At 71.6% G+C, this 24,208-nt stretch carries 22 protein-coding genes and 1 riboswitch; of the genes, 17 read left to right on the forward strand and 5 right to left on the reverse strand.

Translation table 11 applies throughout. The features are described from left to right. Positions 1–108: 108 nt before the first annotated feature. The 3 genes from glyA to gcvT form a co-directional block, all read right to left on the reverse strand. Positions 109–1,365, reverse strand: coding sequence for a serine hydroxymethyltransferase (glyA, locus tag ACZ58N_RS32820; RefSeq protein ID WP_471167404.1), 1,257 nt, complete (start codon positions 1,363–1,365; stop codon positions 109–111). Between the two features lie 17 nt (positions 1,366–1,382). Further along, positions 1,383–1,766 carry a glycine cleavage system protein GcvH gene (gene gcvH, locus ACZ58N_RS32825; protein ID WP_281208055.1) on the reverse strand — a complete coding sequence of 128 codons (384 nt, stop codon included), beginning with the start codon at positions 1,764–1,766 and terminating at the stop codon, positions 1,383–1,385. Between the two features lie 122 nt (positions 1,767–1,888). Next, positions 1,889–3,004 carry a glycine cleavage system aminomethyltransferase GcvT gene (gene gcvT / locus ACZ58N_RS32830; RefSeq protein ID WP_471167408.1) on the reverse strand — a complete coding sequence of 372 codons (1,116 nt, stop codon included), beginning with the start codon at positions 3,002–3,004 and terminating at the stop codon, positions 1,889–1,891. A gap of 186 nt (positions 3,005–3,190) precedes the next feature. Continuing rightward, positions 3,191–3,295, reverse strand: a riboswitch (glycine riboswitch). Positions 3,296–3,558: 263 nt separating this feature from the next. Between gcvT and ACZ58N_RS32835 the strand changes: the two genes are divergently transcribed. From ACZ58N_RS32835 to ACZ58N_RS32885, 11 genes are all read left to right on the forward strand, one after another. Beyond that, a complete protein-coding gene (locus ACZ58N_RS32835) occupies positions 3,559–4,182 on the forward strand; it encodes an AAA family ATPase (RefSeq protein WP_471167411.1) in 624 nt (207 codons plus the stop codon). Between the two features lie 71 nt (positions 4,183–4,253). Beyond that, positions 4,254–4,988, forward strand: coding sequence for an enhanced serine sensitivity protein SseB (locus ACZ58N_RS32840; protein WP_471167414.1), 735 nt, complete (start codon positions 4,254–4,256; stop codon positions 4,986–4,988). Between the two features lie 56 nt (positions 4,989–5,044). Continuing rightward, the gene (locus tag ACZ58N_RS32845) at positions 5,045–5,785 is read left to right on the forward strand and encodes an enhanced serine sensitivity protein SseB C-terminal domain-containing protein (protein ID WP_281208052.1); all 741 of its coding nucleotides are present in this window, start codon (positions 5,045–5,047) and stop codon (positions 5,783–5,785) included. A 576-nt stretch (positions 5,786–6,361) separates the two neighbouring features. Then, positions 6,362–7,354, forward strand: a complete 993-nt coding sequence (locus ACZ58N_RS32850) for an ABC transporter permease (RefSeq protein ID WP_281208051.1) — start codon at positions 6,362–6,364, stop codon at positions 7,352–7,354. 40 nt (positions 7,355–7,394) lie between these two features. After that, the gene (locus ACZ58N_RS32855) at positions 7,395–9,161 is read left to right on the forward strand and encodes an ABC transporter substrate-binding protein (RefSeq protein ID WP_471167418.1); all 1,767 of its coding nucleotides are present in this window, start codon (positions 7,395–7,397) and stop codon (positions 9,159–9,161) included. A 146-nt stretch (positions 9,162–9,307) separates the two neighbouring features. Then, positions 9,308–10,309 carry an ABC transporter permease gene (locus tag ACZ58N_RS32860; RefSeq protein WP_471167421.1) on the forward strand — a complete coding sequence of 334 codons (1,002 nt, stop codon included), beginning with the start codon at positions 9,308–9,310 and terminating at the stop codon, positions 10,307–10,309. Between the two features lie 98 nt (positions 10,310–10,407). Then, positions 10,408–11,415, forward strand: coding sequence for an ABC transporter ATP-binding protein (locus tag ACZ58N_RS32865; protein ID WP_281208082.1), 1,008 nt, complete (start codon positions 10,408–10,410; stop codon positions 11,413–11,415). Continuing rightward, positions 11,412–12,545 (forward strand): ABC transporter ATP-binding protein, encoded by a 1,134-nt coding sequence (locus ACZ58N_RS32870; RefSeq protein ID WP_471167424.1) that lies wholly within the window; start codon positions 11,412–11,414, stop codon positions 12,543–12,545. The genes ACZ58N_RS32865 and ACZ58N_RS32870 overlap by 4 nt, the downstream gene beginning before the upstream one ends. A gap of 85 nt (positions 12,546–12,630) precedes the next feature. Next, positions 12,631–13,287: a trimeric intracellular cation channel family protein gene (locus ACZ58N_RS32875; protein ID WP_471167426.1), complete on the forward strand. Its 657-nt coding sequence runs from the start codon at positions 12,631–12,633 to the stop codon at positions 13,285–13,287. A 79-nt stretch (positions 13,288–13,366) separates the two neighbouring features. After that, positions 13,367–14,218: a thioesterase family protein gene (locus ACZ58N_RS32880; protein ID WP_471167429.1), complete on the forward strand. Its 852-nt coding sequence runs from the start codon at positions 13,367–13,369 to the stop codon at positions 14,216–14,218. A 102-nt stretch (positions 14,219–14,320) separates the two neighbouring features. After that, positions 14,321–15,484: a cysteine desulfurase family protein gene (locus tag ACZ58N_RS32885; RefSeq protein ID WP_471167431.1), complete on the forward strand. Its 1,164-nt coding sequence runs from the start codon at positions 14,321–14,323 to the stop codon at positions 15,482–15,484. 72 nt (positions 15,485–15,556) lie between these two features. Here ACZ58N_RS32885 and ACZ58N_RS32890 read toward each other — a convergent pair whose 3' ends face one another. Beyond that, the gene (locus ACZ58N_RS32890; RefSeq protein ID WP_471167433.1) at positions 15,557–16,228 is read right to left on the reverse strand and encodes an N-acetylmuramoyl-L-alanine amidase; all 672 of its coding nucleotides are present in this window, start codon (positions 16,226–16,228) and stop codon (positions 15,557–15,559) included. 68 nt (positions 16,229–16,296) lie between these two features. Between ACZ58N_RS32890 and mnmA the strand changes: the two genes are divergently transcribed. Further along, positions 16,297–17,427 (forward strand): tRNA 2-thiouridine(34) synthase MnmA, encoded by a 1,131-nt coding sequence (mnmA, locus tag ACZ58N_RS32895; protein ID WP_471167436.1) that lies wholly within the window; start codon positions 16,297–16,299, stop codon positions 17,425–17,427. 83 nt (positions 17,428–17,510) lie between these two features. Here the strand turns inward: mnmA and ACZ58N_RS32900 are convergent, their stop codons facing one another. Further along, a complete protein-coding gene (locus ACZ58N_RS32900; RefSeq protein WP_471167439.1) occupies positions 17,511–18,434 on the reverse strand; it encodes an NADP-dependent oxidoreductase in 924 nt (307 codons plus the stop codon). A 126-nt stretch (positions 18,435–18,560) separates the two neighbouring features. On the opposite strand from ACZ58N_RS32900, the gene ACZ58N_RS32905 reads away from it, so the two are divergent. The 5 genes from ACZ58N_RS32905 to ligA all read left to right on the forward strand — a co-directional run bounded on the left by ACZ58N_RS32905 (position 18,561) and on the right by ligA (position 24,112). After that, on the forward strand, positions 18,561–19,622 hold the full coding sequence (locus ACZ58N_RS32905; protein WP_471167441.1) for a GlxA family transcriptional regulator: 1,062 nt from the start codon (positions 18,561–18,563) through the stop codon (positions 19,620–19,622). 98 nt (positions 19,623–19,720) lie between these two features. Then, the gene (locus ACZ58N_RS32910; RefSeq protein ID WP_471167443.1) at positions 19,721–20,065 is read left to right on the forward strand and encodes a DUF1330 domain-containing protein; all 345 of its coding nucleotides are present in this window, start codon (positions 19,721–19,723) and stop codon (positions 20,063–20,065) included. A gap of 145 nt (positions 20,066–20,210) precedes the next feature. Next, positions 20,211–20,900, forward strand: coding sequence for an SDR family oxidoreductase (locus ACZ58N_RS32915; protein WP_471167446.1), 690 nt, complete (start codon positions 20,211–20,213; stop codon positions 20,898–20,900). Then, positions 20,897–21,880, forward strand: coding sequence for a methionine synthase (locus ACZ58N_RS32920; RefSeq protein ID WP_471167449.1), 984 nt, complete (start codon positions 20,897–20,899; stop codon positions 21,878–21,880). The genes ACZ58N_RS32915 and ACZ58N_RS32920 overlap by 4 nt, the downstream gene beginning before the upstream one ends. Before the next feature lie 30 nt (positions 21,881–21,910). Next, on the forward strand, positions 21,911–24,112 hold the full coding sequence (ligA, locus tag ACZ58N_RS32925; RefSeq protein WP_471167451.1) for an NAD-dependent DNA ligase LigA: 2,202 nt from the start codon (positions 21,911–21,913) through the stop codon (positions 24,110–24,112). The last annotated feature ends 96 nt before the right edge of the window (positions 24,113–24,208 follow it).

Consider the following 24,208-nt stretch of genomic DNA (forward strand, 5'->3'; position numbering starts at 1 on the left):
TTTGCCACTTTTTGAACGTTTAAGAGGCGATGGGCGGCATCCGCCGAGGACATTGGTCATGAGAAGGGCCCGGCCCTGTGGAAAACACGGCCGGGCCCCGTCCGTCGACTACAGCGACGGGTACAGCGGGAACTTCGCGGCGAGCGCCGAGACGCGCGCCTTCAGGTCGGCGGCGTCGTACTCCGGCTTCAGCGCCTGCGCGATGATGTCGGCGACCTCGGTGAACGCCTCCGCGTCGAAACCGCGGGTGGCGAGCGCCGGCGTGCCGATCCGCAGGCCCGAGGTCACCATCGGCGGCCGCGGGTCGTTCGGGATGGCGTTCCGGTTGACCGTGATGCCGACCTCGTGGAGGCGGTCCTCGGCCTGCTGACCGTCGAGCTCCGAGTTGCGCAGGTCCACCAGGACCAGGTGCACGTCGGTGCCGCCGGTGAGGACGTCCACGCCCACGGCCTTGACGTCGTCCTGGACCAGGCGGGCGGCGAGGATCCGCGCGCCCTCAAGGGTGCGCACCTGGCGCTCCTTGAAGCCCTCCGAGGCCGCGATCTTGAAGGAGACGGCCTTCGCGGCGATCACGTGCTCCAGCGGGCCGCCCTGCTGGCCCGGGAAGACCGCGGAGTTGATCTTCTTGGCCAGCTCCTGCGTCGACAGGATGACGCCGCCGCGCGGACCACCGAGGGTCTTGTGCGTGGTGGTGGTGACGACGTGGGCGTGCGGCACCGGGTTCGGGTGCAGGCCCGCGGCGACCAGACCGGCGAAGTGCGCCATGTCGACCATCAGGTACGCGCCGACCTCGTCCGCGATGCGGCGGAAGGCGGCGAAGTCCAGCTGGCGCGGGTAGGCGGACCAGCCGGCGACGATCAGCTGCGGCTTGGACTCCTTGGCGAGGCGCTCGACCTCGGCCATGTCGACCTGGCCGTCGTCACCGACGTGGTACGGGACCACGTTGTAGAGCTTGCCGGAGAAGTTGATCTTCATGCCGTGGGTCAGGTGACCGCCGTGGGCCAGGTTCAGGCCCATGATCGTGTCGCCCGGCTTCAACAGCGCGAACATCGCGGCGGCGTTCGCCTGCGCACCGGAGTGCGGCTGCACGTTCGCGGCCTCGGCGCCGAAGAGCGCCTTGATCCGGTCGATCGCGATCTGCTCGACGACGTCGACGTGCTCGCAACCGCCGTAGTAGCGGCGGCCGGGGTAGCCCTCGGCGTACTTGTTGGTCAGGACCGAGCCCTGGGCCTCCATGACGGCGACGGGAGCGAAGTTCTCCGACGCGATCATTTCCAGGGTGGACTGCTGGCGCACGAGCTCGGCGTCGACGGCCGCGGCGACGTCGGGGTCGAGCTCGTGGAGGGGCGTGTTCAGTACGGACATCGAGATCCCCTGGGGTGTCAGTTGTCGGAGTGGGTGAGCGCGGCGTACTCCTCGGCCGAGAGCACGTCCTTGGGCTCGTCCGAGAGGCGCACCTTGAACAGCCAGCCACCCTCGAACGGGGCCGTGTTCACGAGGGCCGGGTCGTCCACGACGTCCTGGTTGGCCTCGACGACCTCGCCGGAGACGGGGGAGTACAGGTCGCTGACCGACTTGGTCGACTCCAGCTCGCCACAGGTCTCGCCCTCGGTGACGGTGTCGCCGACCGCGGGGAGCTGGGCGTAGACGACGTCACCGAGCGCGTTGGCCGCGAACTCCGTGATGCCGACCGTCGCGACGCCGTCCACGGCGTCCGACAGCCACTCGTGCTCCTTGGTGTAACGCAGCTGCTGGGGGTTGCTCATGACCTGATTCTCCTGGATGCGGGGGAGTGGATACGAACAGCGGTCTTGGTGGGTGAGACGGTACGAGACGGCGCCGTACGGGTGCCCGTACGGATGTCCGTGCCGCGATGCCGTGTGCGGGACTACTTCTGCCGCTTGTAGAACGGCAGGGCCACGACCTCGTACGGCTCATGCGTACCGCGAATGTCGACGCCCACGCCGGAGGTGCCGGGTGCGGCGTGCGCCGCGTCGACGTACGCCATCGCGATCGGCTTGCCCAGCGTCGGGGACGGGGCACCCGAGGTGACCTCGCCGATGACCTTGCCGTCGGAGACGACCGGGAAACCGGCGCGCGGGACGCGGCGGCCCTCGGCGATCAGGCCGACCAGCTTGCGCGGCGGGTTCGCGGCGGCCTTCTCGGCGGCGGCCTCCAGTGCGGCGCGGCCGACGAAGTCGCCCTCCTTCTCGAACTTCACGACCCGCCCCAGGCCCGCGTCGAACGGGGTGAGGGAGGTCGTCAGCTCGTGCCCGTACAGCGGCATGCCCGCTTCCAGGCGCAGGGTGTCGCGGCAGGACAGACCGGCCGGGACCAGGCCGACGCCCGCGCCCGCCTCGGTCAGCGCCTGCCACAGCTCCACGGCGTGCTCGGGGGCGACGAACAGCTCGAAGCCGTCCTCGCCGGTGTAGCCGGTGCGCGCGATCAGCGCGGGCACGCCCGCGACGGTGCCCGGCAGGCCCGCGTAGTACTTCAGGCCGTCCAGGTCGGCGTCCGTGAGGGACTTCAGGATGCCGGGGGACTCCGGGCCCTGGACGGCGATCAGCGCGTACGCGTCACGGTCGTCACGGACCTCGGCGTCGAAGCCGGCGGCGCGCTCGGTGATCGCGTCCAGCACGACCTGGGCGTTGGAGGCGTTGGCGACGACCATGAACTCGGTCTCGCCCAGGCGGTAGACGATCAGGTCGTCGAGGATCCCGCCGTCCTCCTGACAGATGTGCGTGTAGCGGGCGCGACCGACGCCGACGGTCGAGATGTTGCCGACCAGGGCGTGGTCCAGCACCTTGACGGCCTCGGGGCCGGTCAGGGTGATCTCGCCCATGTGGGACAGGTCGAACAGGCCGGCGCGGGTGCGCACGGCGTTGTGCTCGTCGCGCTCGCTGGCGTACCGCAGCGGCATGTCCCAGCCCGCGAAATCGGTCATGGTCGCACCGAGCGAACGGTGCAGCGCGTCGAGCGCGGTCAGGCGGGGGGCAGTGCTCATGGGTGTGGCTCCCGGGTCCCAGGGCATGACATGACGAGGACGATCCTCCCCATCTGTCATCGGAACCTGAGAGGTTCGCCGGGAGTTCCCACGCGTACGGGTCAACTCCACGGCTTGCACCTTGGGTGGAGCACGCTCCGACGACCGTCGGGGACGGTCGTGGCGCGGCTCGCTTTTCAGATCTGCCTCATCCACGCGGTACGGGGCCTGAGAGATTCAAGGGAGGTACTTGCTCCTTCGGCGCCCGGGCACGGCCTTGCGGCCCTGCCGGGACTCTCCCGCGCGGATTCAAGCGGCCGGTATGCAGTTGGTGTCCAGATGGCGCACATCATTGCACGGGACGTCCGGGACCGGGCCGCGGGGCCCGGAAGAAAGCCGAGAGCGGAACCGGGGGCGCCGGATTACCGTCTCTTTACACTCAGTGGGAAGGGGGCCCGTGCGGCCCCGTTTCGGGGGGAGACGCTGTGCGGAGGTTCGGAGTGGTCACCACGACGGGACCCGTCGACGGAAGCGCCGGAAGCACCGGAAGCACCGGAAGCGCGGGGATCGACGGTGTGCCGACCCAGCGGGGCGCGGGCGTGGACCCGCGCGTCGTCGAAGGTGTGGGGTCGGTCCGTGACCTGCGCGGTTCCGCCGTGCCCGGTCCGCAGCGGCTCGGCTGGCCGGCGGGCGACATCGTCGTGGTGTCCGGTCTGCCCGGCGGCGGGAAGAGCACGTTGATCAAGCGCGCGGCCGAAGGGGGCGGCATCGACTCCCAGGACGCCCGCGAGCGCTGGGAGCGCCGGATGCCGGCCGCGCTGCCGTACGCCGCGTACCGACCGCTGGTCCGCGCCGCCCACTACTGGGGACTGTGGCGCAAGCTGTCCTCCGGTGATTCCGTAGTGGTCCACGACTGCGGCACCCAGAGCTGGGTCCGCGGCCTGCTCGCCTCCGTGGCCCGCCGGCGGGGCGCCTCCCTGCACCTGCTGCTGCTCGACACCACCGCCGAGGAGGCCCTGTCCGGCCAGGCGGCGCGCGGGCGCCGGGTGTCCGCGTACGCCTTCGCCCGCCACCGCGGAGCCGTCCGCCGACTGCTCCGGGAGGCCGAGGCCGGGCGCCCGCCCGCCGGGTGCGCCTCGGTGACGCTCCTCGATCGCCGCTCGGCCGCCGCCGTGACCTCCATCGCGTTCCACGGCTGACTCCGGCCGGCCCGCCCGCAGCCGATAGCCTCGGCAGCACATCGGCGGGACCACACGGAGGGCAGGGGTACATGCAGGGCAGCGGCTGGCCGGCGAACGAGTTGGAGCAGGTGCTCGGGGCGGCGCTCGGGCAGACGGACGCCGGGGAGCGGATCCTGGAGGTGCTCGGGCGCAGCCCGATCTGGGTGCCGCTGCCCGAGGGCGGCGGCCCGGACCAGGGCAGCCTCAGCCTGCCGACCATGGTGATCGGCGGGGAGGCGTTCGTCCCCGTCTACAGCTCCGAGGCCCAGTTCCGGTTCTGCGCCGGCCCCGGCATGGACTTCGTGATCGCCCCGGCCGTGGAGTTCGCCCGCGGCCTGCCCCCGCAGCTCGGCATCGCCGTGAACCCGGAGGGGGCCGTCGGCGTGCCGCTGCCCCCGGCCGCCGTCGCCGAGCTGTGCCGCGCCGGGCGGAGCCCGCTCGACGGACCGGCCACCGGCGGCCGCGTACGGCTCTTCGAGCCCGACTGGCAGGAGGACCCCGTCGACTTCCTGGCCGCCGCCGCCGAGGAGTTCCGCGGCACCGGGGTGGTCGCCGCCGCCCACCGCTGCCTGGCCAGCGTGGAGGGCGGGGCCCCCGAGCTGTACGTCGGTGTCCGCCTGGTGGGATGGGACCCCGAGTTCCGCGGTGCCCCGCTGGAGGCCCTCGGACGTGCCCTCGCGCGCGTACCGGTGCCCTGGACCGTGCAGTTGATCCTGCTGGACGCCGCCGAGGACCCGGTCACGGAGTGGATTCGTGAGCGCGTACGCCCCTTCTACCTCCCGTAGCGCCGCTTAAGCTGGTTGGTACGTGTGGACGACGGGCGGACGAAGAGGGGTACCGGGTGAGTGCGTCAGGCACGGCCGCGGCCGGGCAGGTCGAGCACATGCTGCGCCAGGTGACTCCCGGGCGCTATGAGAGCTACGAGTCATTGCTGCACGCCCTCGCGGAGGGCCGGCTGTGGATGCTGTTGTGGCAGGGGCAGCCGGGCTCTCCGGACGCCCAGTACGGGGGCATGGAGGTCGAGGGACTCGGCTACGCGCCCTGCGTGACCTCGCCGCAGGAACTGGCCGCGAGCGGCTGGAACCGCGGCTACGAGGTGGTCACCGGCCGGGACATCGCCCGCGCCCTCTACCCGGACCGCTGGGGCCTGTGGGTCAACCCGCACGCCCAGGGCGGCGGCCTCGGCGTGCCGTGGGCCGACCTGCGCCGGATCGCCACCGGCCTGGACCGGATGCCGGCGGGCCCGCTGCGGCTCTCCGAGCCCTCCCTGGAGCTCCCGCAGTTCTACGGTCTGCTGACCCGCCACGCGCACCGCACGCCCGCCGTGCGCTCGCTGCGCCGCGCCTGGGTGCAGCCCTCGCTGGGGTCGGCGTACCTGGCGGTGGGCCTCGACCTCTACGACGCCTCGGCGCCCGCCCTGGAATCCGTACGGGAGATGATGCGGCAGTCGGTGGGGGCGGTGCCCGAGGGGGTGCCGGTGTGCACGGTCGCGCTGGCCGACGAGCACGACCCGGTGGCGATGTGGCTGCGCGCGCAGACCCGTCCGTTCTACGACCGGGAGGGTCAGGCGGCGGTCCACTGACGGGCGCCGGAGGCCGCCGGGACGTTTCCGGAGGGCTTTCACCAGGTCACCTACAGGGAATTCGGGCAGGCTGCCCGCACTCTGGGACGGACCCCTTCGACGGACTTCGAGCCGCCGGGAACCACGGTTCCCGGCGGCTCTCGTCTTGTCCGGATTTCGTCCCCGATGGGCGCCCAATAGGCGCACTCCTCCAGCGAGTTGGGCGCGATGTCCGGTTAGGTACCGAACGGCCGGTCTTGCTCCGCTGAGCCGACAGCGGAGTCCGGATAACGGGAACCGATGCGTCAGATCACGGTTGCGCATCCATTCATCTGCGGGTCTGGCGGCTGGTCGAGCGCCCGATGAAGACTCCCCACCCAAGAGCCGGTCAGTCCTGCGGGACCCGGTTCGGCACGTGGGCTTCGCTTGTTGTTCCGCACGGCACTTCCCGCACTTTCCGCACTTCAGCTGCTCCGCACCCTGCACTCCGCACGCGTTCTGCGTGTACCACGCACTCCGAGCGCCACTCCGCACCAACGCCGCCACAGCGGCGGGCATGGGCCGACCACCCGTCGGCCGAGAGGGGTCCCCACCACGATGACGGCACCACTGCACGACACGAGCGCGGAAACACCCGCACCCGTGTCCGTAGCCGACGTCCCTGCCAAAGCCATCGAAGGCCGTTCGCCCGGCCGCATCGCCTGGATGCGGCTCAAGCGTGACAAGGTCGCGCTGACCGGCGGCGTGGTCGTGATCCTGCTGATCCTGATCGCGGTGTTCGCACCGCAGATCGTGAGCCTGTTGGGCCACCCGCCCAACGAGTTCCACGAGGACATGATCGACCCGGACCTGGGCACGCCGATCGGCTCCTTCGGCGGAATGAGCTCCGAGTTCCTGCTGGGCGTCGAACCCACCAATGGCCGCGACGTGTTCAGCCGGATCGTCTACGGCGCCCGCATCTCGTTGGTCGTCGCGTTCCTCGCGGCCTTCGTGTCGGTCGTCATCGGCAGCTTCCTCGGCGCGCTGGCGGGCTTCCTCGGCGGCTGGGTGGACGGCGTCATCAGCCGCCTGATGGACCTGCTGCTGGCCTTCCCGCAGCTGCTCTTCACCATCGCGCTGGTCTCGGTCGTCCCGAACTCCCTGCTGGGATTCGAGGGTTCGGGCGTCCGCATGGGCGTGCTGATCGTCGTCATCGGCTTCTTCGGTTGGCCGTACATCGGCCGCATCGTCCGCGGTCAGACGATCTCCCTGAGGGAGCGCGAGTACGTCGAGGCGGCCCGCAGCCTGGGCGCCGGCCGCGGCTACATCCTGATCAAGGAGCTGCTGCCGAACCTGGTCGCGCCGATCCTCGTCTACGCGACGCTGATCATCCCGACCAACATCCTGACGGAAGCGGCCCTCAGCTTCCTCGGCGCCGGCGTCAAGCCGCCCACCGCCTCCTGGGGAAAGATGCTGTCCGACGCCATCCCCATCTACCAGGACGACCCCATGTACATGGTGGTCCCGGGTATCACGATCTTCATCACCGTCCTGGCGTTCAACCTCTTCGGGGACGGGCTGCGTGACGCACTCGACCCCAAGGGCAGCTGAACCGCTTCTCGATTCACCCACCTATGGAGGTTGGACAATAGTGATCCGCAGAAAGCAGGCACTCGCGATCACCGCCGTGATCGCCGCCCTGTCGCTGACCGCCGCGTGCGGTGGCGGCGACGACAAGAAGGCCGAGGGCAAGGCCGGTGACGGCGGAGCCGCGTTCAACGCGGCCACCACCGGGCTCGTGAACCCGTCGGACGCCAAGGGCGGGGAGCTCAAGCTCTGGTCGCCGCAGGACGTCGACTACCTCGACCCGGCGCGTGCCTACTACGGCTTCGTGTGGAACATGCAGCGCCTCTACGTGCGCCAGCTGCTCGCGTACGACAGCAAGCCGGGCGAGGCGGGCACCAAGCTGGTCCCGGACCTCGCCGAGGCCCTGCCGGTGCTCAGCAACGACGGCAAGACCTACACCGTCAAGCTCAAGGACGGCGTCAAGTTCGAGGACGGCACGCCGGTCACCTCGAAGGACATCAAGTACGGCATCGAGCGCGTCTTCGCGCAGGACGTGCTGTCCGGTGGTCCGACGTACCTGATCGACATCCTCGACCAGGGGCAGAAGTACCCCGGCCCGTACAAGGACACCGACCCGAACAAGATGGGTCTGAAGTCCGTCGAGACGCCGGACGACAAGACGGTCGTCTTCAACCTGGCGAGCGCCAACTCCGACTTCAGCTACCTGCTGGCCATGCCGTCCTCCTCGCCGGTCCCGGCGGCCAAGGACACGGGCGCCACCTACACCAACAAGCCGCTGTCGACCGGCCCTTACAAGGTGGAGAGCTTCACCGCGGGCAAGGGCGCCACCTTCGTGCGCAACGAGCACTGGGACCCGAAGACCGACACGATCCGCAAGGGCCTGCCGGACAAGGTCTCCTTCACGGTGACGACCAACCCGGACGACATGGACCAGCGCCTGCTGTCCGGTGACATCGACCTCGCGGTCGACGGCACGGGCATGCAGCAGGCCGGCAAGAACAAGGTCCTGAAGGACCCCAACCTCAAGAAGAACGCGGACAACCCGTTCACGGGCTACATCCGCTACTTCGCCTTCCCGCAGTCCGTCGCGCCGTTCGACAACATCGAGTGCCGCAAGGCCGTCATCTACGCGGCCGACCCGAAGTCGCTGCAGACCGCCCGCGGCGGCCCGACCAGCGGTGACCTCGGCGCCAACATGCTGCCGCCCGGCATCCCCGGCTCGGACAAGGCCTTCGACCCGTTCGGCCTGACGAAGGGCGAGCCGCAGGAGGCCAAGGCCAAGGAGGCCCTCGCGGCCTGTGGCAAGCCCGCCGGCTTCGAGACCACCATCGCCGTGCGCAACAACCGCGCGCCCGAGGTGAAGAGCGCGGAGTCGCTGCAGGCGGCCCTCGCCAAGGTCGGCATCAAGGCGACGATCGACCAGTACGACGGCAAGCTCTCCTCCTCCACGATCGGTTCGCCCGAGAACGTGAAGAAGAAGAACTACGGCATCATCGTGATGGGTTGGGGTGCCGACTACAACTCCGGCGCCGGCTTCCTCCAGCCCCTGGTCGACGGCTCGTTCATCCTGCCGAACGGCAACAACAACTACACCGAGCTGAACGACCCCGAGGTCAACGGTCTCTTCGACAAGGCCGCCTCCGCGGCCACGCCCGAGGCCGCCGCCCCGTTCTACACGGAGATCAACAAGAAGGTCATGGAGAAGGCGCTCTACCTGCCGATCAACTTCGACAAGGCCTTCGTCTACCACAACCCGCGCCTGACGAACGTCTACTTCAACGACTCCATGGGCAAGATCGACCTTGCCACGGTGGGCATCGCCGCCAAGTAGTCGCAAGGCCTGGTTCATAGCAACTCAGCACGCAAGTAAGTGCCTTCACCGCACATGCGCTAGTCCGAAGGGCAGGTGAAGGCCGCAGGCGGTGGCCGCCGTCCCCACGAGGGACGGCGGCCACCCGCCCCGGGCGGCCGACTGCAGTGCTCGTCTACCTCATACGGCGGCTGTTCAACGTCGCCGCCACGCTGCTGGTGGTCTCCGTGGTCACCTTCGGCATCTTCTTCGCGGTCCCGAAGCTGACCGGCAGCGATCCCGCGCTCATGTACGCCGGCCGCGAGACCAACGAGACCGCCCTGGCGGGCATCCGCGTGAAGATGGGCTTCGACAAGCCCATCTCCGAGCAGTACCTGCTCTTCCTCAAGGGCATCTTCGTCGGCCGCGACTACGACGGCGGCACGGACGTCACGCACTGCGCGGCGCCCTGCTTCGGCTACTCCTTCAAGACCGAGGCCCCCGTCTGGGAGACGATGATCGACCGCATGCCGGTCACCCTCTCGCTCGCCCTCGGCGCGGCTGTGATCTGGGTCATCGCCGGTGTGGCCACGGGCGTCGTCTCGGCGCTCAAGCGCCGCACCGCCATCGACCGGACCGTCATGGTCGGCGCCCTCGCCGGCGTCTCCCTGCCGATCTTCTTCACCGGCATGGTGGCCCCCGCGATCTTCGTCTACGGCCTCGGCTGGCTGGACGTCTCCAACTACCAGCCACTCACCGAGGATCCACTGGCCTGGCTCAACAGTCTGATCCTGCCCTGGATCACCCTGGCCTTCCTCTTCGCCGCGACCTACGCCCGCATCACCCGGGCGACCATGCTCGAAGTGCTCGGCGAGGACTACATCCGCACCGCCCGCGCCAAGGGCCTCAAGGAGGGCGTGGTCATCCGCAAGCACGCCCTGCGCTCCACGCTCACCCCGGTCGTCACCATGTTCGGCCTCGACCTGGGCGGACTCCTCGGCGGCGCGGTGCTCACCGAGACGACCTTCAACTTCCAGGGCCTGGGCACGGCCGCCGTGGCCGCCATCGGCGCCGGCGACCTCCCCGTGATCATGGGAGTGACCCTGCTCGCCGCGCTCTTCGTGGTGATGGCCAACCTGATCGTGGACCTGCTGTACGCCGTCATCGACCCGCGCGTGAGGCTGACGTGACCGAGAATCCCGCCTCCACCCCCACCGCCTCCGGCGGGCCCGCCTTCGTCCCCGAACAGGCCGGTCCGCGGGACGGCGCGTACCTCTCCGTACGCGACCTGCGGGTGCACTTCCCGACCGACGACGGCCTCGTGAAGTCCGTCGACGGGCTCTCCTTCGACCTGGAACGCGGCAAGACCCTCGGCATCGTGGGAGAGTCCGGTTCCGGCAAGTCGGTGACCTCGCTGGCCATCATGGGACTGCACCGCACCGGCAACGCCCGCAGCCGCCCGCACATCTCCGGCGAGGTCCGGCTCGACGGCGAGGACCTCGTCGCCGCCGACGCCGACCACGTGCGCAAGCTCCGCGGCCGCAAGATGGCGATGGTCTTCCAGGACCCGCTCTCGGCGATGCACCCGTACTACACGGTCGGCGCGCAGATCGTCGAGGCGTACCGCACCCACCACAAGGTCGACAAGAAGACCGCCCGCAAGCGGGCCGTCGAGATGCTCGACCGGGTCGGCATCCCCGAGCCGCACCGGCGCGTGGACGCGTACCCCCACGAGTTCTCCGGCGGCATGCGCCAGCGCGCGATGATCGCCATGGCGCTCGTCAACAACCCCGAACTGCTCATCGCGGACGAGCCGACCACCGCCCTGGACGTCACCGTCCAGGCGCAGATCCTGGACCTGATCCGCGACCTGCAGAAGGAGTTCGGCTCCGCGGTCATCATGATCACGCACGACCTCGGCGTGGTCGCCGAGATGGCCGACGAGATCCTCGTGATGTACGGCGGCCGGTGCATCGAGCGCGGCACCGCCGAGAAGGTGTTCTACGAGCCCCGGCACCCCTACACCTGGGGCCTGCTCGGCTCGATGCCGCGCATCGACCGCGACCAGACCGAGCGGCTCATCCCGGTCAAGGGTTCGCCCCCCAGCCTGATCAACATCCCGAGCGGCTGCGCCTTCAACCCGCGCTGCCCGTACGCCGACGTCCCCAAGGGCGGCATCACCCGCACCCAGCGGCCCGAGCTGGTCCAGGACGACAGCCGGCACTGGTCCGCCTGCCACATGTCGCAGGACGAGCGGACCCGGATCTGGACCGAAGAGATTGCGCCGAAGCTGTGACCGACATGAAGAAGGACGCCGCGAAGGACGCCGTGAAGGACCCCGCCGGGCGCGTCGCGCAGGCCACCGCCGAGGGATCCGACGCGGAGCCGCTGCTGAAGGTGACCGGGCTGGTCAAGCACTTCCCCATCAACAAGGGGTTGCTGCGCCGCCAGACCGGGGCGGTCAAGGCCGTGGACGGCATCGACTTCGAGGTCCGCCGCGGCGAGACGCTCGGCGTCGTCGGCGAGTCCGGCTGCGGCAAGTCCACGATGGGCCGGCTGATCACGCGCCTGCTGGAGCCGACGGGCGGCACGGTCGAGTTCGAGGGGCGCGACATCACGCACCTCGGGGTCGCCGGGATGCGCCCGCTGCGCCGCGACGTGCAGATGATCTTCCAGGACCCGTACGGTTCGCTGAACCCGAGGCACACCGTCGGCACCATCGTCGGAGCGCCCTTCAAGCTCCAGGGGGTTTCCCCGGAGGGCGGGCTCAAGGCGGAGGTGCAGCGGCTGCTGTCGCTCGTGGGCCTCAACCCCGAGCACTTCAACCGCTACCCGCACGAGTTCTCGGGCGGCCAGCGCCAGCGCATCGGCATCGCCCGGGCCCTGGCCCTGAACCCGAAGCTGGTCGTCGCCGACGAACCGGTGTCGGCGCTGGACGTGTCGATCCAGGCCCAGGTGGTCAACCTGCTGGACGACCTCCAGGAGGAGCTCGGCCTCACGTACGTGATCATCGCGCACGACCTGTCGGTCATCCGGCACGTCTCGGACCGCATCGCGGTGATGTACCTCGGCAAGATCGTGGAGCTGACCGACCGCAAGTCGCTCTACGAGACCCCGATGCACCCGTACACCAAGGCGCTGCTGTCGGCCGTGCCGGTGCCGGACCCGCGGCGGCGCGGCGCGAAGAGCGGCCGCATCCTGCTCAAGGGCGACGTGCCCTCGCCGATCTCCCCGCCGAGCGGCTGCCGCTTCCACACCCGGTGCTGGAAGGCGACGCAGATCTGCACGACGCAGGAGCCGCCGATGCTGTCCCTGGCCACCGGCCACCAGGTCGCCTGCCACCACCCCGAGAACGCCCCGGACCAGGCTCCGGGCGACAAGGCTCTGCCCGGCGCGGCGGACGCGGTGGTGTCGGTCCCGGAGTAGCGGACGAGACCGGCGCCGGCGCCGGAGCGGGGCCCCCGGGACACGTCCCGGGGGCCCCGCTCCGTTTCCGGGCGACAATGGCCGGGTGCTCCACGATCTCTTCCCGCCCGGCGTCCAGCACGCCCTGGACCTCGCGGGCATTTTCGTCTTCGCCACCGCGGGCGCGCTGCTCGCCGTGCGCAAGAACTTCGACGTCTTCGGCATCGCCGTGCTCGCCCTCGTCACCGCCCTCGGCGGCGGCCTGCTGCGCGACCTGTGCATCGGCGCCGTCCCGCCCGCGGCCTTCGGGGAGCTGAGCTTCTTCGTCACGCCGCTGATCGCCGCCGCGCTCGTCTACTTCCTGCATCCCGAGGTCCAGCGCATCAACCGGGCCATCAACGTGTTCGACGCCGCCGGCCTCGGCCTGTTCTGCGTGACGGGTACGACCAAGGCCTACGAGTACGGCCTCGGGTTGACCGCCTCCGCCGCACTGGGGCTGGCCACGGCGGTCGGCGGCGGCGTCATGCGGGACGTCCTCGCCAACGAGGTGCCGTCGTTGCTCCGCGACCGGGAGATGTACGCCGTGCCGGCCGTCGTGGGAGCGGCCATGGTGGCGCTCTTCATCGCCTTCGAGACGCTGAACGCCGTGACGACCGGCCTCGCGATCGTCACCACCTTCGTGCTGCGGCTGCTCGCCATGCGCTACCACTGGCGGGCGCCGCTGGCCTGGAACAGGCGCTCGGCGGTGGCCGAGGAGCCGTAGGGGGCGCGGTGGGGCGGCCACGAGCCGGGGAAGAAATCCAAAGCTACCGCTTAGTAGCCTGCCGGTGTACCGTCGTTCCATGGCATACGCAGCGGCCCAGGCCTCCATCGGCGACAGCGAATTCGACCGTGACACCCGCGTCTCCCCCCGCGCGGCAGAGCCCGGCGTGTACGACGCGGAACTCTCCGCCGGCTGGACGATCATCACCGCCGTCAACGGCGGCTACCTGCTGGCCCTGGTCGGCCGGACCCTGTCGGCCGCGCTGCCGCACCCGGACCCCTTCACCGTGTCCGCGCACTACCTGACCTCCTCGGTGCCCGGCCCCGCCGTCATCCGCACCCAGGTCGTCCGCGTCGGCCGCACCCTCTCCACCGGCCAGGCCTCGCTGTACCAGTTCGACGAGAACGGCGCCGAGGTCGAGCGCATCCGCGTCCTCGCCTCCTACGGCGACCTCGCCGCCCTGCCCGACACCGTGCACACCGCCGCCAAGCCGCCCGCCTTCCCCGCCTACGAGGACTGCCTGGGCGCCGAGGCGGGCCCCGCGCCCATCCCCGGCAGCTCCGCCATCGTCGACCGCCTCCGGCTGCGCCTGGACCCGGCGACCGCCGGCTGGGCCGTCGGAGCGCCCTCCGGCAAGGGCGAGATGCGGGCCTGGTTCGAACTGGCCGACGGCCGCGACCCCGACCCGTTCTCCCTGCTCCTCGCGGTGGACGCGCTGCCCCCCACCGCCTTCGACCTCGGGCTCGTCGGCTGGGCCCCGACCGTCGAACTGACCACCCACATCCGCTGCCGTCCCGCCCCCGGGCCGCTGCGCGTCTCCATCACCACCCGCAACATGGCAGGCGGCTTCCTGGAGGAGGACGCCGAGGTCTGGGACTCCGCGGACCGGCTCGTGGCCCAGTCCCGGCAGCTCGCGCGGGCTCCGAGGTAGTCGTCCCGACGACGCGGACCGGCGGGGCGGACGGGCGGGGCGATCCGATGGCCCCGCCCGCTGGGGATCCCGGGCCCGGGGGACTCGTAGAATCGGGGGATCATGGCCTACCTCGACCACGCCGCCACCACCCCGATGCTGCCGGAGGCCGCTGCGGCGATGACCGCGCAGTTCGCCGCCACGGGTAACGCGTCCTCCCTCCACGCCGCCGGCCGCCGCGCCCGCCGCACCGTCGAGGAGGCCCGCGAGGCCCTCGCCGAAGCCCTCGGCGCCCGGCCGAGCGAGGTGGTGTTCACCTCGGGCGGCACGGAGGCCGACAACCTCGCCGTCAAGGGCCTGTACTGGGCCCGCCGCGACGCCGAGCCCTCCCGCACCCGGGTCCTGACCAGCCCCGTCGAGCACCACGCCGTCCTCGACGCCGTGCACTGGCTCGCCGAGCACGAGGGCGCGCGGGTCGAGTACCTGCCCGTCGACCGGCACGGGCGCGTGCACCCCGCCGCCTTCCGGGAAGCCGTCGAGCACGCCCCCGACGACGTGGCCCTGGCCACCGTCATGTGGGCCAACAACGAGATCGGCACCGTCATGCCGGTCCGCGAACTGGCCGCCATCGCCCGCGAACACGGCGTCCCCCTGCACTCCGACGCCGTCCAGGCCTTCGGACAGCTCGACGTCCGCTTCGCGGACAGCGGTCTCGCCGCCATGACCGTCAGCGGCCACAAGGTCGGAGGCCCCTACGGCATCGGGGCGCTGCTGCTCGGCCGCGACCAGAGCCCCGTCCCCGTGCTCCACGGCGGCGGGCAGGAACGCCACGTCCGCTCCGGCACCCTCGACGTCCCGGCCGTCGCCGCCTTCGCGGTGGCCGCCGTGCTCGCCGCCGAGCGCCGCGAACGGTTCGCGGCCGAGGTCGGCGCGCTGCGCGACGAGCTGATCGGCGCCGTGCTGCGGGCCGTGCCCGACGCCGTCCTCGGCGGCGACCCCGAGGACCGGCTCCCGGCCAACGCCCACTTCAGCTTCCCCGGCTGCGAGGGGGACTCCCTGCTGCTGCTCCTGGACGCGCAGGGCATCGAGTGCTCCACCGGCTCCGCCTGCACCGCCGGCGTCGCCCAGCCCAGCCACGTCCTGCTGGCCACCGGCACCGACCCGCAACTGGCCCGCGGAACCCTGCGGTTCTCCCTCGGCCACACCTCCACGAAGGAGGACGTCGCGGCCGTGGCCGCCGCCATCGGACCGGCGGTCGCCCGGGCCCGCACGGCGGGCCTCAGCTGATCCGCAGCGCCTCGACGCCGACTCGGGCGTCGGGGACGCGGACCGGGTCCGCCCCGTACGGGGCCCGCCGGGTCAGGCCTTGGGCGCGGCGGCCAGGGCCTCGGCGGTCATGCGGATGTAGCGGTCCCAGTCCCAGTGCTTGCCCGGGTCCGTGTGGTCGGCTCCCGGCACCTCGGAGTGGCCCACGATGTGCTCGCGGTCGACGGGTATGTCGTAGCGCCGGCAGACGTCCGCCGCCAACTTGGCCGAGGCCGCGTACATCGCGTCCGTGAAGTCCTGCGGTCGGTGCACGAAGCCCACGTGCTCGATGCCGACGCTGCGCTCGTTCATGGAGCGGTTGCCCGCGTGGTACGCCACGTCCAGCTCGCGCACCATCTGCTCGATGTGCCCGTCCTGTCGCACGATGTAGTGCGCCGACGCCTTGTGCCACGGGTTCTTGAACGCGTCCACCGAGGAGGCGAAGCCGCCCTGTGTGACATGCACGACGATCCGGTCCACCCGGTAGTCGTCCGGCCGGTCGGCCAGCCGCCAGTTCGCGGGCGACGCCGCCGTCCAGCTCGCGCCCGCGTGGTCGAGCTCGCCCTCCTTGCGGGGCTTGGACACCCCCGGCATCAGCCACCAGGCCCGGCCGATCTCCTCACGCCCGACGACCGCCGCCGCCGCGAGCACGCCGAGCCCGCCGAACAGCACCGCCCTGCGGGTCCTGCGCGGCGATTTACCGCCCTTGTCCGTCTGCTCCGTCATGTGATCCACCCCCCACAGCCGATAACGCGCTGTGACCCCGCTCGGTTCCCCGTACCCTGGACGGTGCTATGACTGAGAACCTGCCGCGCACCGCCCGTCCCCTTCGCGTCCTGGCCGCCATGTCCGGCGGCGTGGACTCCGCCGTCGCCGCCGCCCGCGCGGTCGAAGCCGGGCACGACGTCACCGGCGTCCACCTGGCGCTCTCCGCGAACCCGCAGTCCTTCCGGACCGGGGCCCGCGGCTGTTGCACCATCGAGGACTCCCGGGACGCCCGTCGCGCCGCCGACGTCATCGGCATCCCGTTCTACGTGTGGGACCTCGCCGAGCGCTTCCGCGAGGACGTGGTCGAGGACTTCATCTCCGAGTACGAGGCCGGGCGCACCCCGAACCCCTGCCTGCGCTGCAACGAGAAGATCAAGTTCGCGGCGCTGCTCGACAAGGCCCTCGCCCTCGGCTTCGACGCCGTCTGCACCGGCCACTACGCGACCGTCGTCCTCAACGAGGACGGCACCCGCGAACTGCACCGGGCCTCCGACATGGCCAAGGACCAGTCGTACGTCCTGGGCGTGCTCGACGAGAAGCAGCTCGCCCACGCCCTCTTCCCGCTCGGTGACACCCTCACCACCAAGGAAGAGATCCGTGCCGAGGCCGAGGAGCGGGGCCTGGCCGTCGCGAAGAAGCCCGACAGCCACGACATCTGCTTCATCGCCGACGGCGACACCCAGGGCTTCCTCGCGAACCGCCTCGGCAAGGCCGAGGGCGACATCGTCGACGAGACCGGGGAGAAGGTCGGCACCCACGAGGGCGCCTTCGGCTTCACCATCGGCCAGCGCAAGGGCCTGCGCATCGGCCACCCCGCCGCCGACGGCAAGCCGCGCTACGTCCTCGACATCTCCCCGGTGAACAACACCGTCACCGTCGGCCCCGTCGAGGCCCTGGACGTCAGCGCCCTCACCGCGATCCGGCCCCGCTGGTGCGGCTCCACGGCCGCCGCCCCCGGCACCTACACCGCGCAGCTGCGCGCCCACGGCGGCGAGACCGAGGTCTTCGCCGAGCTGGTGGACGGCGAGCTGCGCGTCTCCTTCACCGAGCCGGTCCGCGGCGTGGCCCCGGGCCAGGCGATCGTGCTCTACGACGGCACCCGCGTGGTCGGCTCCGCGACCATCGCCACCACCACCCGGGCCGCGGCCGCGGTCTGACGCGCGACGCCGTACGGCTCGGGCCGCCGGTGCCGGCCGGTACGGGCCGTGGCGGCCCGTACCGGCCGTACGGCTCCTCCGGATCAGACCACCGTCAGGACGATCTTGCCGGTGGTCCGGCCCCGCTCGCCGATCTCGTGCGCCTCCGCGGCCCGCTCCAACGGCAACACCGTCTCCACCAAGGGCTTCAGCAGGCCCTGGTCGGCGAGGGCGGCGATGCCCTCCAGGCCCTTGAGGTCGGGGTCGACCAGCAGCCACACCGCCCGCGCGGTGCCGGCGTCCGCGGGGACCGAGTCCGGTCCGGGCAGCGAGATCAGGTGCCCACCGGCCTTCAGGACCTTCAGGGAGCGCTCGGCGGTCCCGTCGCCGAGGGCGTCGATCACCACGTCCACCTCGGCGACCGCCTCGGTGAAGTCCTGCTCCCGGTAGTCGATGAGCTCGTCGGCGCCGAGCTCGCGCAGCAGCTCGTGCTTGGCCGCGCTCGCGGTGCCGATGACGTACGCGCCGCGCGCCTTGGCGATCTGCACCGCCAGGTGCCCGACACCGCCCGCCGCCGCGTGCACCAGGACCCGCTGTCCCGCGGTGATGTCGGCGGTGTCCACCAGCGCCTGCCAGGCGGTGAGCGCCGCCAGCGGCAGCGCGGCAGCCTGTACGTGGTCCAGGGAGGCGGGCTTGCGGGCGAAGTGTCGGGCCGGTGCCACCACGTACTCGGCGTAGCCGCCGGCCTGTCGCGGGAAGAGCGGCATCCCGAACACCTCGTCGCCCGCGCCGTGCAGGGTCACGCCGGGGCCGACCGCCTCGACGGTGCCGGAGACGTCCCAGCCCACGATCGGGGTCTCGCCCCAGTTGATCAGGGCGCCGCTCGCGCGGGTCTTCCAGTCCACCGGGTTCACGCCGGCCGCGTGGACCCGGACGAGGACCTCGCCCAGACCGGGCTCCGGTCGCTCGATCTCCCGCTCGACCAGGTTCTCGGGACCGCCCCACTCGTTCACGACCATCGCGCGCATGTCTGTCCGCCTCATTCCGTCCGATTGCGTCGTCACCGGGGCATTCCCCGGCGGCACGTCCCACATTCCGCCACGGCGACCCTTCATGGTGTTGGCCGTCCGGCCACCATGTGACAGGATCTGGCCATGAGTGAGACGCGTACGGACCCGACGCGGTCGGCGGGCGGGGCCGGTGCGGACGGCCGCCACCTGGTCGCCGTCCTCGCCCTGCCCGGCTTCCCGCCCTTCGAGCTGGGGATCCCCTCCCGCGTCTTCGGCAGCGCCGTCGACGAGGACGGCGCCGCCCTGTACGAGGTCGTGGTCTGCACGGCCGACGGCGGCCCGGTGACCAGCGACTCCGGGTTCGCCATCCACCCCGTCGCCGGGCCCGAGGCCCTCGCCGCCGCCGACACCGTGATCATCCCGCCCACCCACGCCATGCCCGAGCTGGCTCTCGGGGGGCCGCTGCCGCCCGGGGTGGCCGCCGCGATCGCCGGCATCCGGCCCGGCACCCGCCTGGTCTCCATCTGCAGCGGCTCCTACGTCCTCGCCGCCGCCGGCCTCCTCGACGGCCGCCCCGCCACGACCCACTGGAACCTCGCCCCCGAGTTCCGTCGGGCCTACCCCCGGGTCCTCGTCGACGAGGAGGTCCTCTTCGTCGACGACGGCGACGTCCTGACCTCCGCCGGTGTCTCCGCGGGCGTCGACCTGTGCCTGCACCTCATCCGCCGCGACCACGGCGTCGCCACCACCAACCGGGCCGCCCGGATGTGCGTCGTGCCGCCGTGGCGGGACGGCGGTCAGGCCCAGTACATCGACCGGCCCGTCCCCGAACCCACCGTCGCCACCACCACCGCCACCCGCGCCTGGGCCCTGGAGCGCCTCGCCGAACCCATCGCCCTCGCGGAGCTCGCCTCCCACGCCCGGATGAGCCTGCGCACCTTCACCCGGCGCTTCCGCGACGAGGTCGGCATGACCCCCGTGCAGTGGCTCACCACCCAACGGCTGGAGATCGCGCGGCAGCTGCTGGAGTCCAGTGACCTGCCCGTCGACCTCGTGGCCCACCGCGCGGGCTTCGGCTCCGCCAATTCCCTGCGCCAGCACATGCGCGCCGCCCTCGGCGTCTCCCCGATCGCCTACCGCCGAACCTTCCAGCCGCACGGACCCGCCGAATCCCCCCACCCCGCGGCGGCCGTCACCACGACCTGACATGACCTGGGCGGTCATCGACACGGGGGGTGCCCCCCGGTGCAGGATGGGAGCCGACGGCCCGGGGAACCGCGGGCCCGTTGACAGGGGAGACCACCATGACCGCGTACGCCATCGCCCACATACGCCCCGAGGCCCTGAACGAGGACATCCTGCGCTACATCGAGGAGATCCAGTCGACGATGGATCCCTTCGACGGCCGCTTCCTCGTCCACGGCGCCGAGGTCGAGGTCCTCGAAGGCCCCTTCCCCGGCACCATCGTGATGATCGGATTCCCGGACATCGAGCGGGCCCGCGCCTGGTACGCCTCGCCCGCCTACCAGGAGATCCTGCCGCTGCGCACCGCCCACATCTCGGGCGAGACGTTCCTGGTCCAGGGCGTCCCCGCCGGCTACGACGCCCGCGCGACGGCCAAGGCGATGCGGGCCGCAGCCGGCCTCTGACCCGGCCGCCCCGGCCGTCCCCCGCCCGTCCGGGGGCCCGCCGGCCCGACGCGACGGGCCGTGGACGGCGCGATCCCCGGCCTCCCCGCCGGCGGCTTCCGGCCGGGGGCCACGGGGGCCCCTCGGGGGTGCGAGCATGGCTCGTATGCCTACTCATCTCATCACCGGCGCCGGCTCCGGCATCGGCGCCGCCGTCGCGGCCCGCCTCCACACCCGCGGCGACGACCTGGTACTCCTCGCCCGTGACGCCGGCCGGGCCCGGCAGCTCGCCGAGCTCTACCCCGGCGCGCGCACCCTCGTGGGGGACCTGGCCGACCCCGACCGCCTCTCGTGGGCCTTCTCCAAGCAGCCGATCCCCGAGCGCATCGATTCCCTCCTGCACATCGCGGGCGTCGTCGACCTCGGCCCCGTCGGCGAGCTCCGCCCCAAGACCTGGCACCACCAGCTCAACGTCAACCTGATCGCCCCCGCGGAGGTCACCCGGCTGCTGCTGCCCACCCTGCGCGCGTCCAAGGCCACCATCGTCTTCGTCAACTCGGGCGCCGGCCTGACCGCCCACGCCGACTGGAGCGCGTACGCCGCCTCCAAGCACGGCCTCAAGGCACTCGCCGACTCGCTGCGCGCCGAGGAGAGGGAGCACGGCATCCGCGTCACCTCCGTCTACCCGGGGCGCACCGCGAGCCCCATGCAGGCCAAGGTGCACTCGCAGGAGGGCAGGGAGTACGACCCCGCCGCGTGGATCGACCCCCAGTCCGTGGCCACCACCGTCGCCATGGCCGTCGACCTGCCCCGCGACGCCGAGGTGAACGACCTGTCCGTCAGGCCCGGACGATGACCGCGAGCGCCACCGGCGTCGGTTCGTTGCCCGGCGGTGACGCCCGCGAGGCGGCCAAGACCGTCACCGGGTCCTTCGAGGAGTTCCCGTACCTCGCCGAGCTGCCGGCGCGCGGGCCCGGCGCCGACATGAACGGCCGCTCCCTCGGGCTGCTCGTCGACCTGTACGCCCACGTCGAGCCCAGCGGCTGGCGCATCAGCGACCGTCCGGGCCGCGACACCCGGCGCGCGCGTTCCTGGCTCGGCGAGGACCTGGACGCCCTGGAGGAGTTCACCCAGGGGTACCGGGGGAAGCTGAAGGTCCAGGCCGTCGGACCGTGGACGCTCGCCGCCGCCCTCGAACTGCACGGCGGCGAGGCCGTGCTCCAGGACGCCGGAGCCTGCCGGGACCTGGCCGCCTCCCTCGCCGAGGGCCTGCGCGAGCACCTGGCCGACGTCCGCAAGCGCATCCCCGGCGCCGAGGTCGTCCTCCAGTACGACGAGCCCTCGCTCACCGCCGTCCTGCTCGGCCGGATCCGCTCGGCCAGCGGCTACCGCACCTACCGGGCCATCGACCGGCAGGTCGTCGAGGGCACCCTGCGCGACCTGTTCGCCGTCCACGACGGCGAGGTCATCGTCCACTCCTGCGCCCCCGAGGTGCCCTTCGGACTGCTGCGGCGGGCCGGGGCCGCAGGCGTCTCGTTCGATTTCTCCCTGCTCACCGAGCGCGAGGACGACGCCCTCGGGGAAGCCGTCGAGGGCGGTCTGAAACTCTTCGCCGGAGTGGTGCCGGGCACCGACGCCGCGTTGTCGGACCCGGGCGGTAGCGTCATGGGTGTCAGGAAGCTTTGGCGCAGGCTGGGGCTGGCCCCGGGGACTCTCGCCGAGTCCGTCGTGGTCACCCCGTCGTGCGGACTGGCGGGCGCCTCGCCCGCCTACGCCCGCGCGGCGCAGGCCCATTGCGTCAGGGCGGCGAGGTCGCTCGCCGATAACCCTGAGTGACGGTCGAGACGGGCCACGGGAGGACACGGCATGGCAGCCGAACAGCAGGACACGGCAGTACCGACGGCGGTGCGTGAGCAGCACGCACTGCTGGCCGAGCAGGTCGAGGAGCACCGCTTCCGGTACTACGTGAACGACCAGCCGGTCGTCAGCGACGCCGAGTTCGACAAGCTGCTGCGCTCGCTGGAGGCACTGGAGGAGCAGTACCCGGAGCTCCGCACCCCCGACTCGCCGACCCAGAAGGTGGCCGGGGCGTACGCGACGGACTTCGCCTCCGTCGAGCACCGGGAGCGGATGCTCTCCCTCGACAACGCCTTCGACGACGAGGAACTGGCGGCCTGGGCCGAGCGCGTGGCCCGGGACGCCAACACCTCCGACTACCACTACCTGTGCGAACTGAAGGTGGACGGGCTCGCCGTCAACCTCACCTACGAGAACGGCCGGCTCACCCGCGCGGCCACCCGCGGCGACGGCCGCACCGGTGAGGACATCACTCCCAACGTCCGCACCATCGCCGAGATCCCGGACCGCCTCAAGGGCGACCGGATCCCGGCCCTCGTCGAGATCCGCGGCGAGGTCTTCTTCCCGATGGAGAAGTTCGAGGAGCTCAACGCACGGCTCGTCGCGGCCGAGGGCAAGCCCTTCGCCAACCCGCGCAACGCGGCGGCCGGATCACTGCGCCAGAAGGACCCCAAGGTCACCGCCGGTCGGCCGCTGCACATGGTCGTGCACGGCATCGGCGCCCGCGAGGGCTTCGACATCGAGCGCCAGTCCCAGGCGTACGAGCTGCTGCGCGAGTGGGGTCTGCCGACCGCCCAGCACAACGCGGTGGTCTCCACGCTCGCCGAGGTGCGGGAGTTCATCACCCGCTTCGGTGAGAACCGGCACTCGGTGGAGCACGAGATCGACGGCGTCGTCGTCAAGCTCGACGAGATCGCCCTCCAGGGCCGGCTCGGCTCCACCGCCCGCGCCCCGCGCTGGGCCATCGCCTGGAAGTACGCGCCCGAAGAGGTCAACACCAAGTTGATCGACATCAAGGTCGGTGTCGGGCGCACCGGGCGCGTGACCCCGTACGCGCAGGTCGAACCCGTCACGGTCGCGGGCTCCGAGGTCGAGTTCGCGACCCTGCACAACCAGGAGGTCGTCAAGGCCAAGGGCGTCCTCATCGGCGACACCGTCGTGCTGCGCAAGGCGGGCGACGTCATTCCCGAGATCCTCGGCCCGGTCGTGGACCTGCGCGACGGCAGCGAGCGGGAGTTCGTCATGCCGGCCGAGTGCCCCGAGTGCGGGACGCCGCTGCGGCCGATGAAGGAAGGGGACATCGACGTCCGGTGCCCCAACGGCCAGACCTGCCCGGCCCAGTTGCGGGAGCGGCTCTTCTACCTCGGCGGCAGGCAGTCCCTGGACATCGAGAACTTCGGCATGGTCGCGGCGGCCGCGCTGACCGGCCCGCTGGAGCCGGCCACGCCCCCGCTGCTGGACGAGGGCGACCTCTTCGGCCTGACCATCGAACAGCTCCTGCCCATCAAGGCGTACGTCCTCGACGCGGACAGCGGGCTGCCCAAGAGGGACCCGAAGACCGGCGAGGAGAAGATCGTCACGGTCTTCGCCAACCAGAAGGGCGAGCCGAAGAAGAACGCCCTGGCGATGCTGGAGCACATCGCGGCCGCCAAGGAGCGCCCGCTCGCCCGCATCATCAACGGCCTGTCGATCCGCCACGTCGGCCCGGTCGCCGCGGAGGCCCTCGCCCGCGAGTTCCGTTCCATCGAGCGCATCGAGCAGGCCACCGAGGAGGAGCTGACGGCCACGGAGGGCGTCGGGGCGATCATCGCCGCCTCCCTCAAGGAGTGGTTCGCCGTCGACTGGCACCAGGAGATCCTCCGCAAGTGGCGTGAGGCCGGGGTGCGGATGGAGGAGGAGGGTTCCGCCGAGGAGCAGGGACCGCGTCCGTTGGAGGGCCTGACCGTGGTGGTCACCGGCACCCTCGTGGGCCACACCCGCGACGGCGCCAAGGAGGCCCTGCAGAGCCGGGGCGCCAAGGTCACCGGATCGGTGTCGAAGAAGACCTCCTTCGTCGTCGTCGGGGACAACCCCGGATCGAAGTACGACAAGGCCGTGCAGCTGAAATTGGCCATCCTGGACGACGCGGGTTTCGAGGTGTTGCTCGAACAGGGGCCCGACGCGGCACGCGAAGCGGCGCTTCCCCTGGACGACGGGGCCGCGACGGAGTAGTAACCCATCCGGGAGCCGCCTCGGGGGAGCGGTGGAGGCGAACGGATGCGTGGCGTGCGGCCGTACGGGCGGGCGCACGCCCGGCGCGGCGCCCGG

It is taken from the genome of Streptomyces sp. NPDC040432 (assembly GCF_055595445.1).

What these genes read in the sequence shown, in the direction of transcription:
- glyA (WP_471167404.1), bottom strand. Translation starts at nt 1,365, where the DNA reads ATGTCCGTACTGAACACGCCCCTCCACGAGCTCGACCCCGACGTCGCC.
- gcvH (WP_281208055.1), bottom strand. Translation starts at nt 1,766, where the DNA reads ATGAGCAACCCCCAGCAGCTGCGTTACACCAAGGAGCACGAGTGGCTG.
- gcvT (WP_471167408.1), bottom strand. Translation starts at nt 3,004, where the DNA reads ATGAGCACTGCCCCCCGCCTGACCGCGCTCGACGCGCTGCACCGTTCG.
- ACZ58N_RS32840 (WP_471167414.1), top strand. Translation starts at nt 4,254, where the DNA reads ATGCAGGGCAGCGGCTGGCCGGCGAACGAGTTGGAGCAGGTGCTCGGG.
- ACZ58N_RS32850 (WP_281208051.1), top strand. Translation starts at nt 6,362, where the DNA reads ATGACGGCACCACTGCACGACACGAGCGCGGAAACACCCGCACCCGTG.
- ACZ58N_RS32880 (WP_471167429.1), top strand. Translation starts at nt 13,367, where the DNA reads ATGGCATACGCAGCGGCCCAGGCCTCCATCGGCGACAGCGAATTCGAC.
- ACZ58N_RS32885 (WP_471167431.1), top strand. Translation starts at nt 14,321, where the DNA reads ATGGCCTACCTCGACCACGCCGCCACCACCCCGATGCTGCCGGAGGCC.
- ACZ58N_RS32890 (WP_471167433.1), bottom strand. Translation starts at nt 16,228, where the DNA reads ATGACGGAGCAGACGGACAAGGGCGGTAAATCGCCGCGCAGGACCCGC.
- mnmA (WP_471167436.1), top strand. Translation starts at nt 16,297, where the DNA reads ATGACTGAGAACCTGCCGCGCACCGCCCGTCCCCTTCGCGTCCTGGCC.
- ACZ58N_RS32900 (WP_471167439.1), bottom strand. Translation starts at nt 18,434, where the DNA reads ATGCGCGCGATGGTCGTGAACGAGTGGGGCGGTCCCGAGAACCTGGTC.
- ACZ58N_RS32905 (WP_471167441.1), top strand. Translation starts at nt 18,561, where the DNA reads ATGAGTGAGACGCGTACGGACCCGACGCGGTCGGCGGGCGGGGCCGGT.
- ACZ58N_RS32910 (WP_471167443.1), top strand. Translation starts at nt 19,721, where the DNA reads ATGACCGCGTACGCCATCGCCCACATACGCCCCGAGGCCCTGAACGAG.
- ACZ58N_RS32915 (WP_471167446.1), top strand. Translation starts at nt 20,211, where the DNA reads ATGCCTACTCATCTCATCACCGGCGCCGGCTCCGGCATCGGCGCCGCC.
- ACZ58N_RS32920 (WP_471167449.1), top strand. Translation starts at nt 20,897, where the DNA reads ATGACCGCGAGCGCCACCGGCGTCGGTTCGTTGCCCGGCGGTGACGCC.
- ligA (WP_471167451.1), top strand. Translation starts at nt 21,911, where the DNA reads ATGGCAGCCGAACAGCAGGACACGGCAGTACCGACGGCGGTGCGTGAG.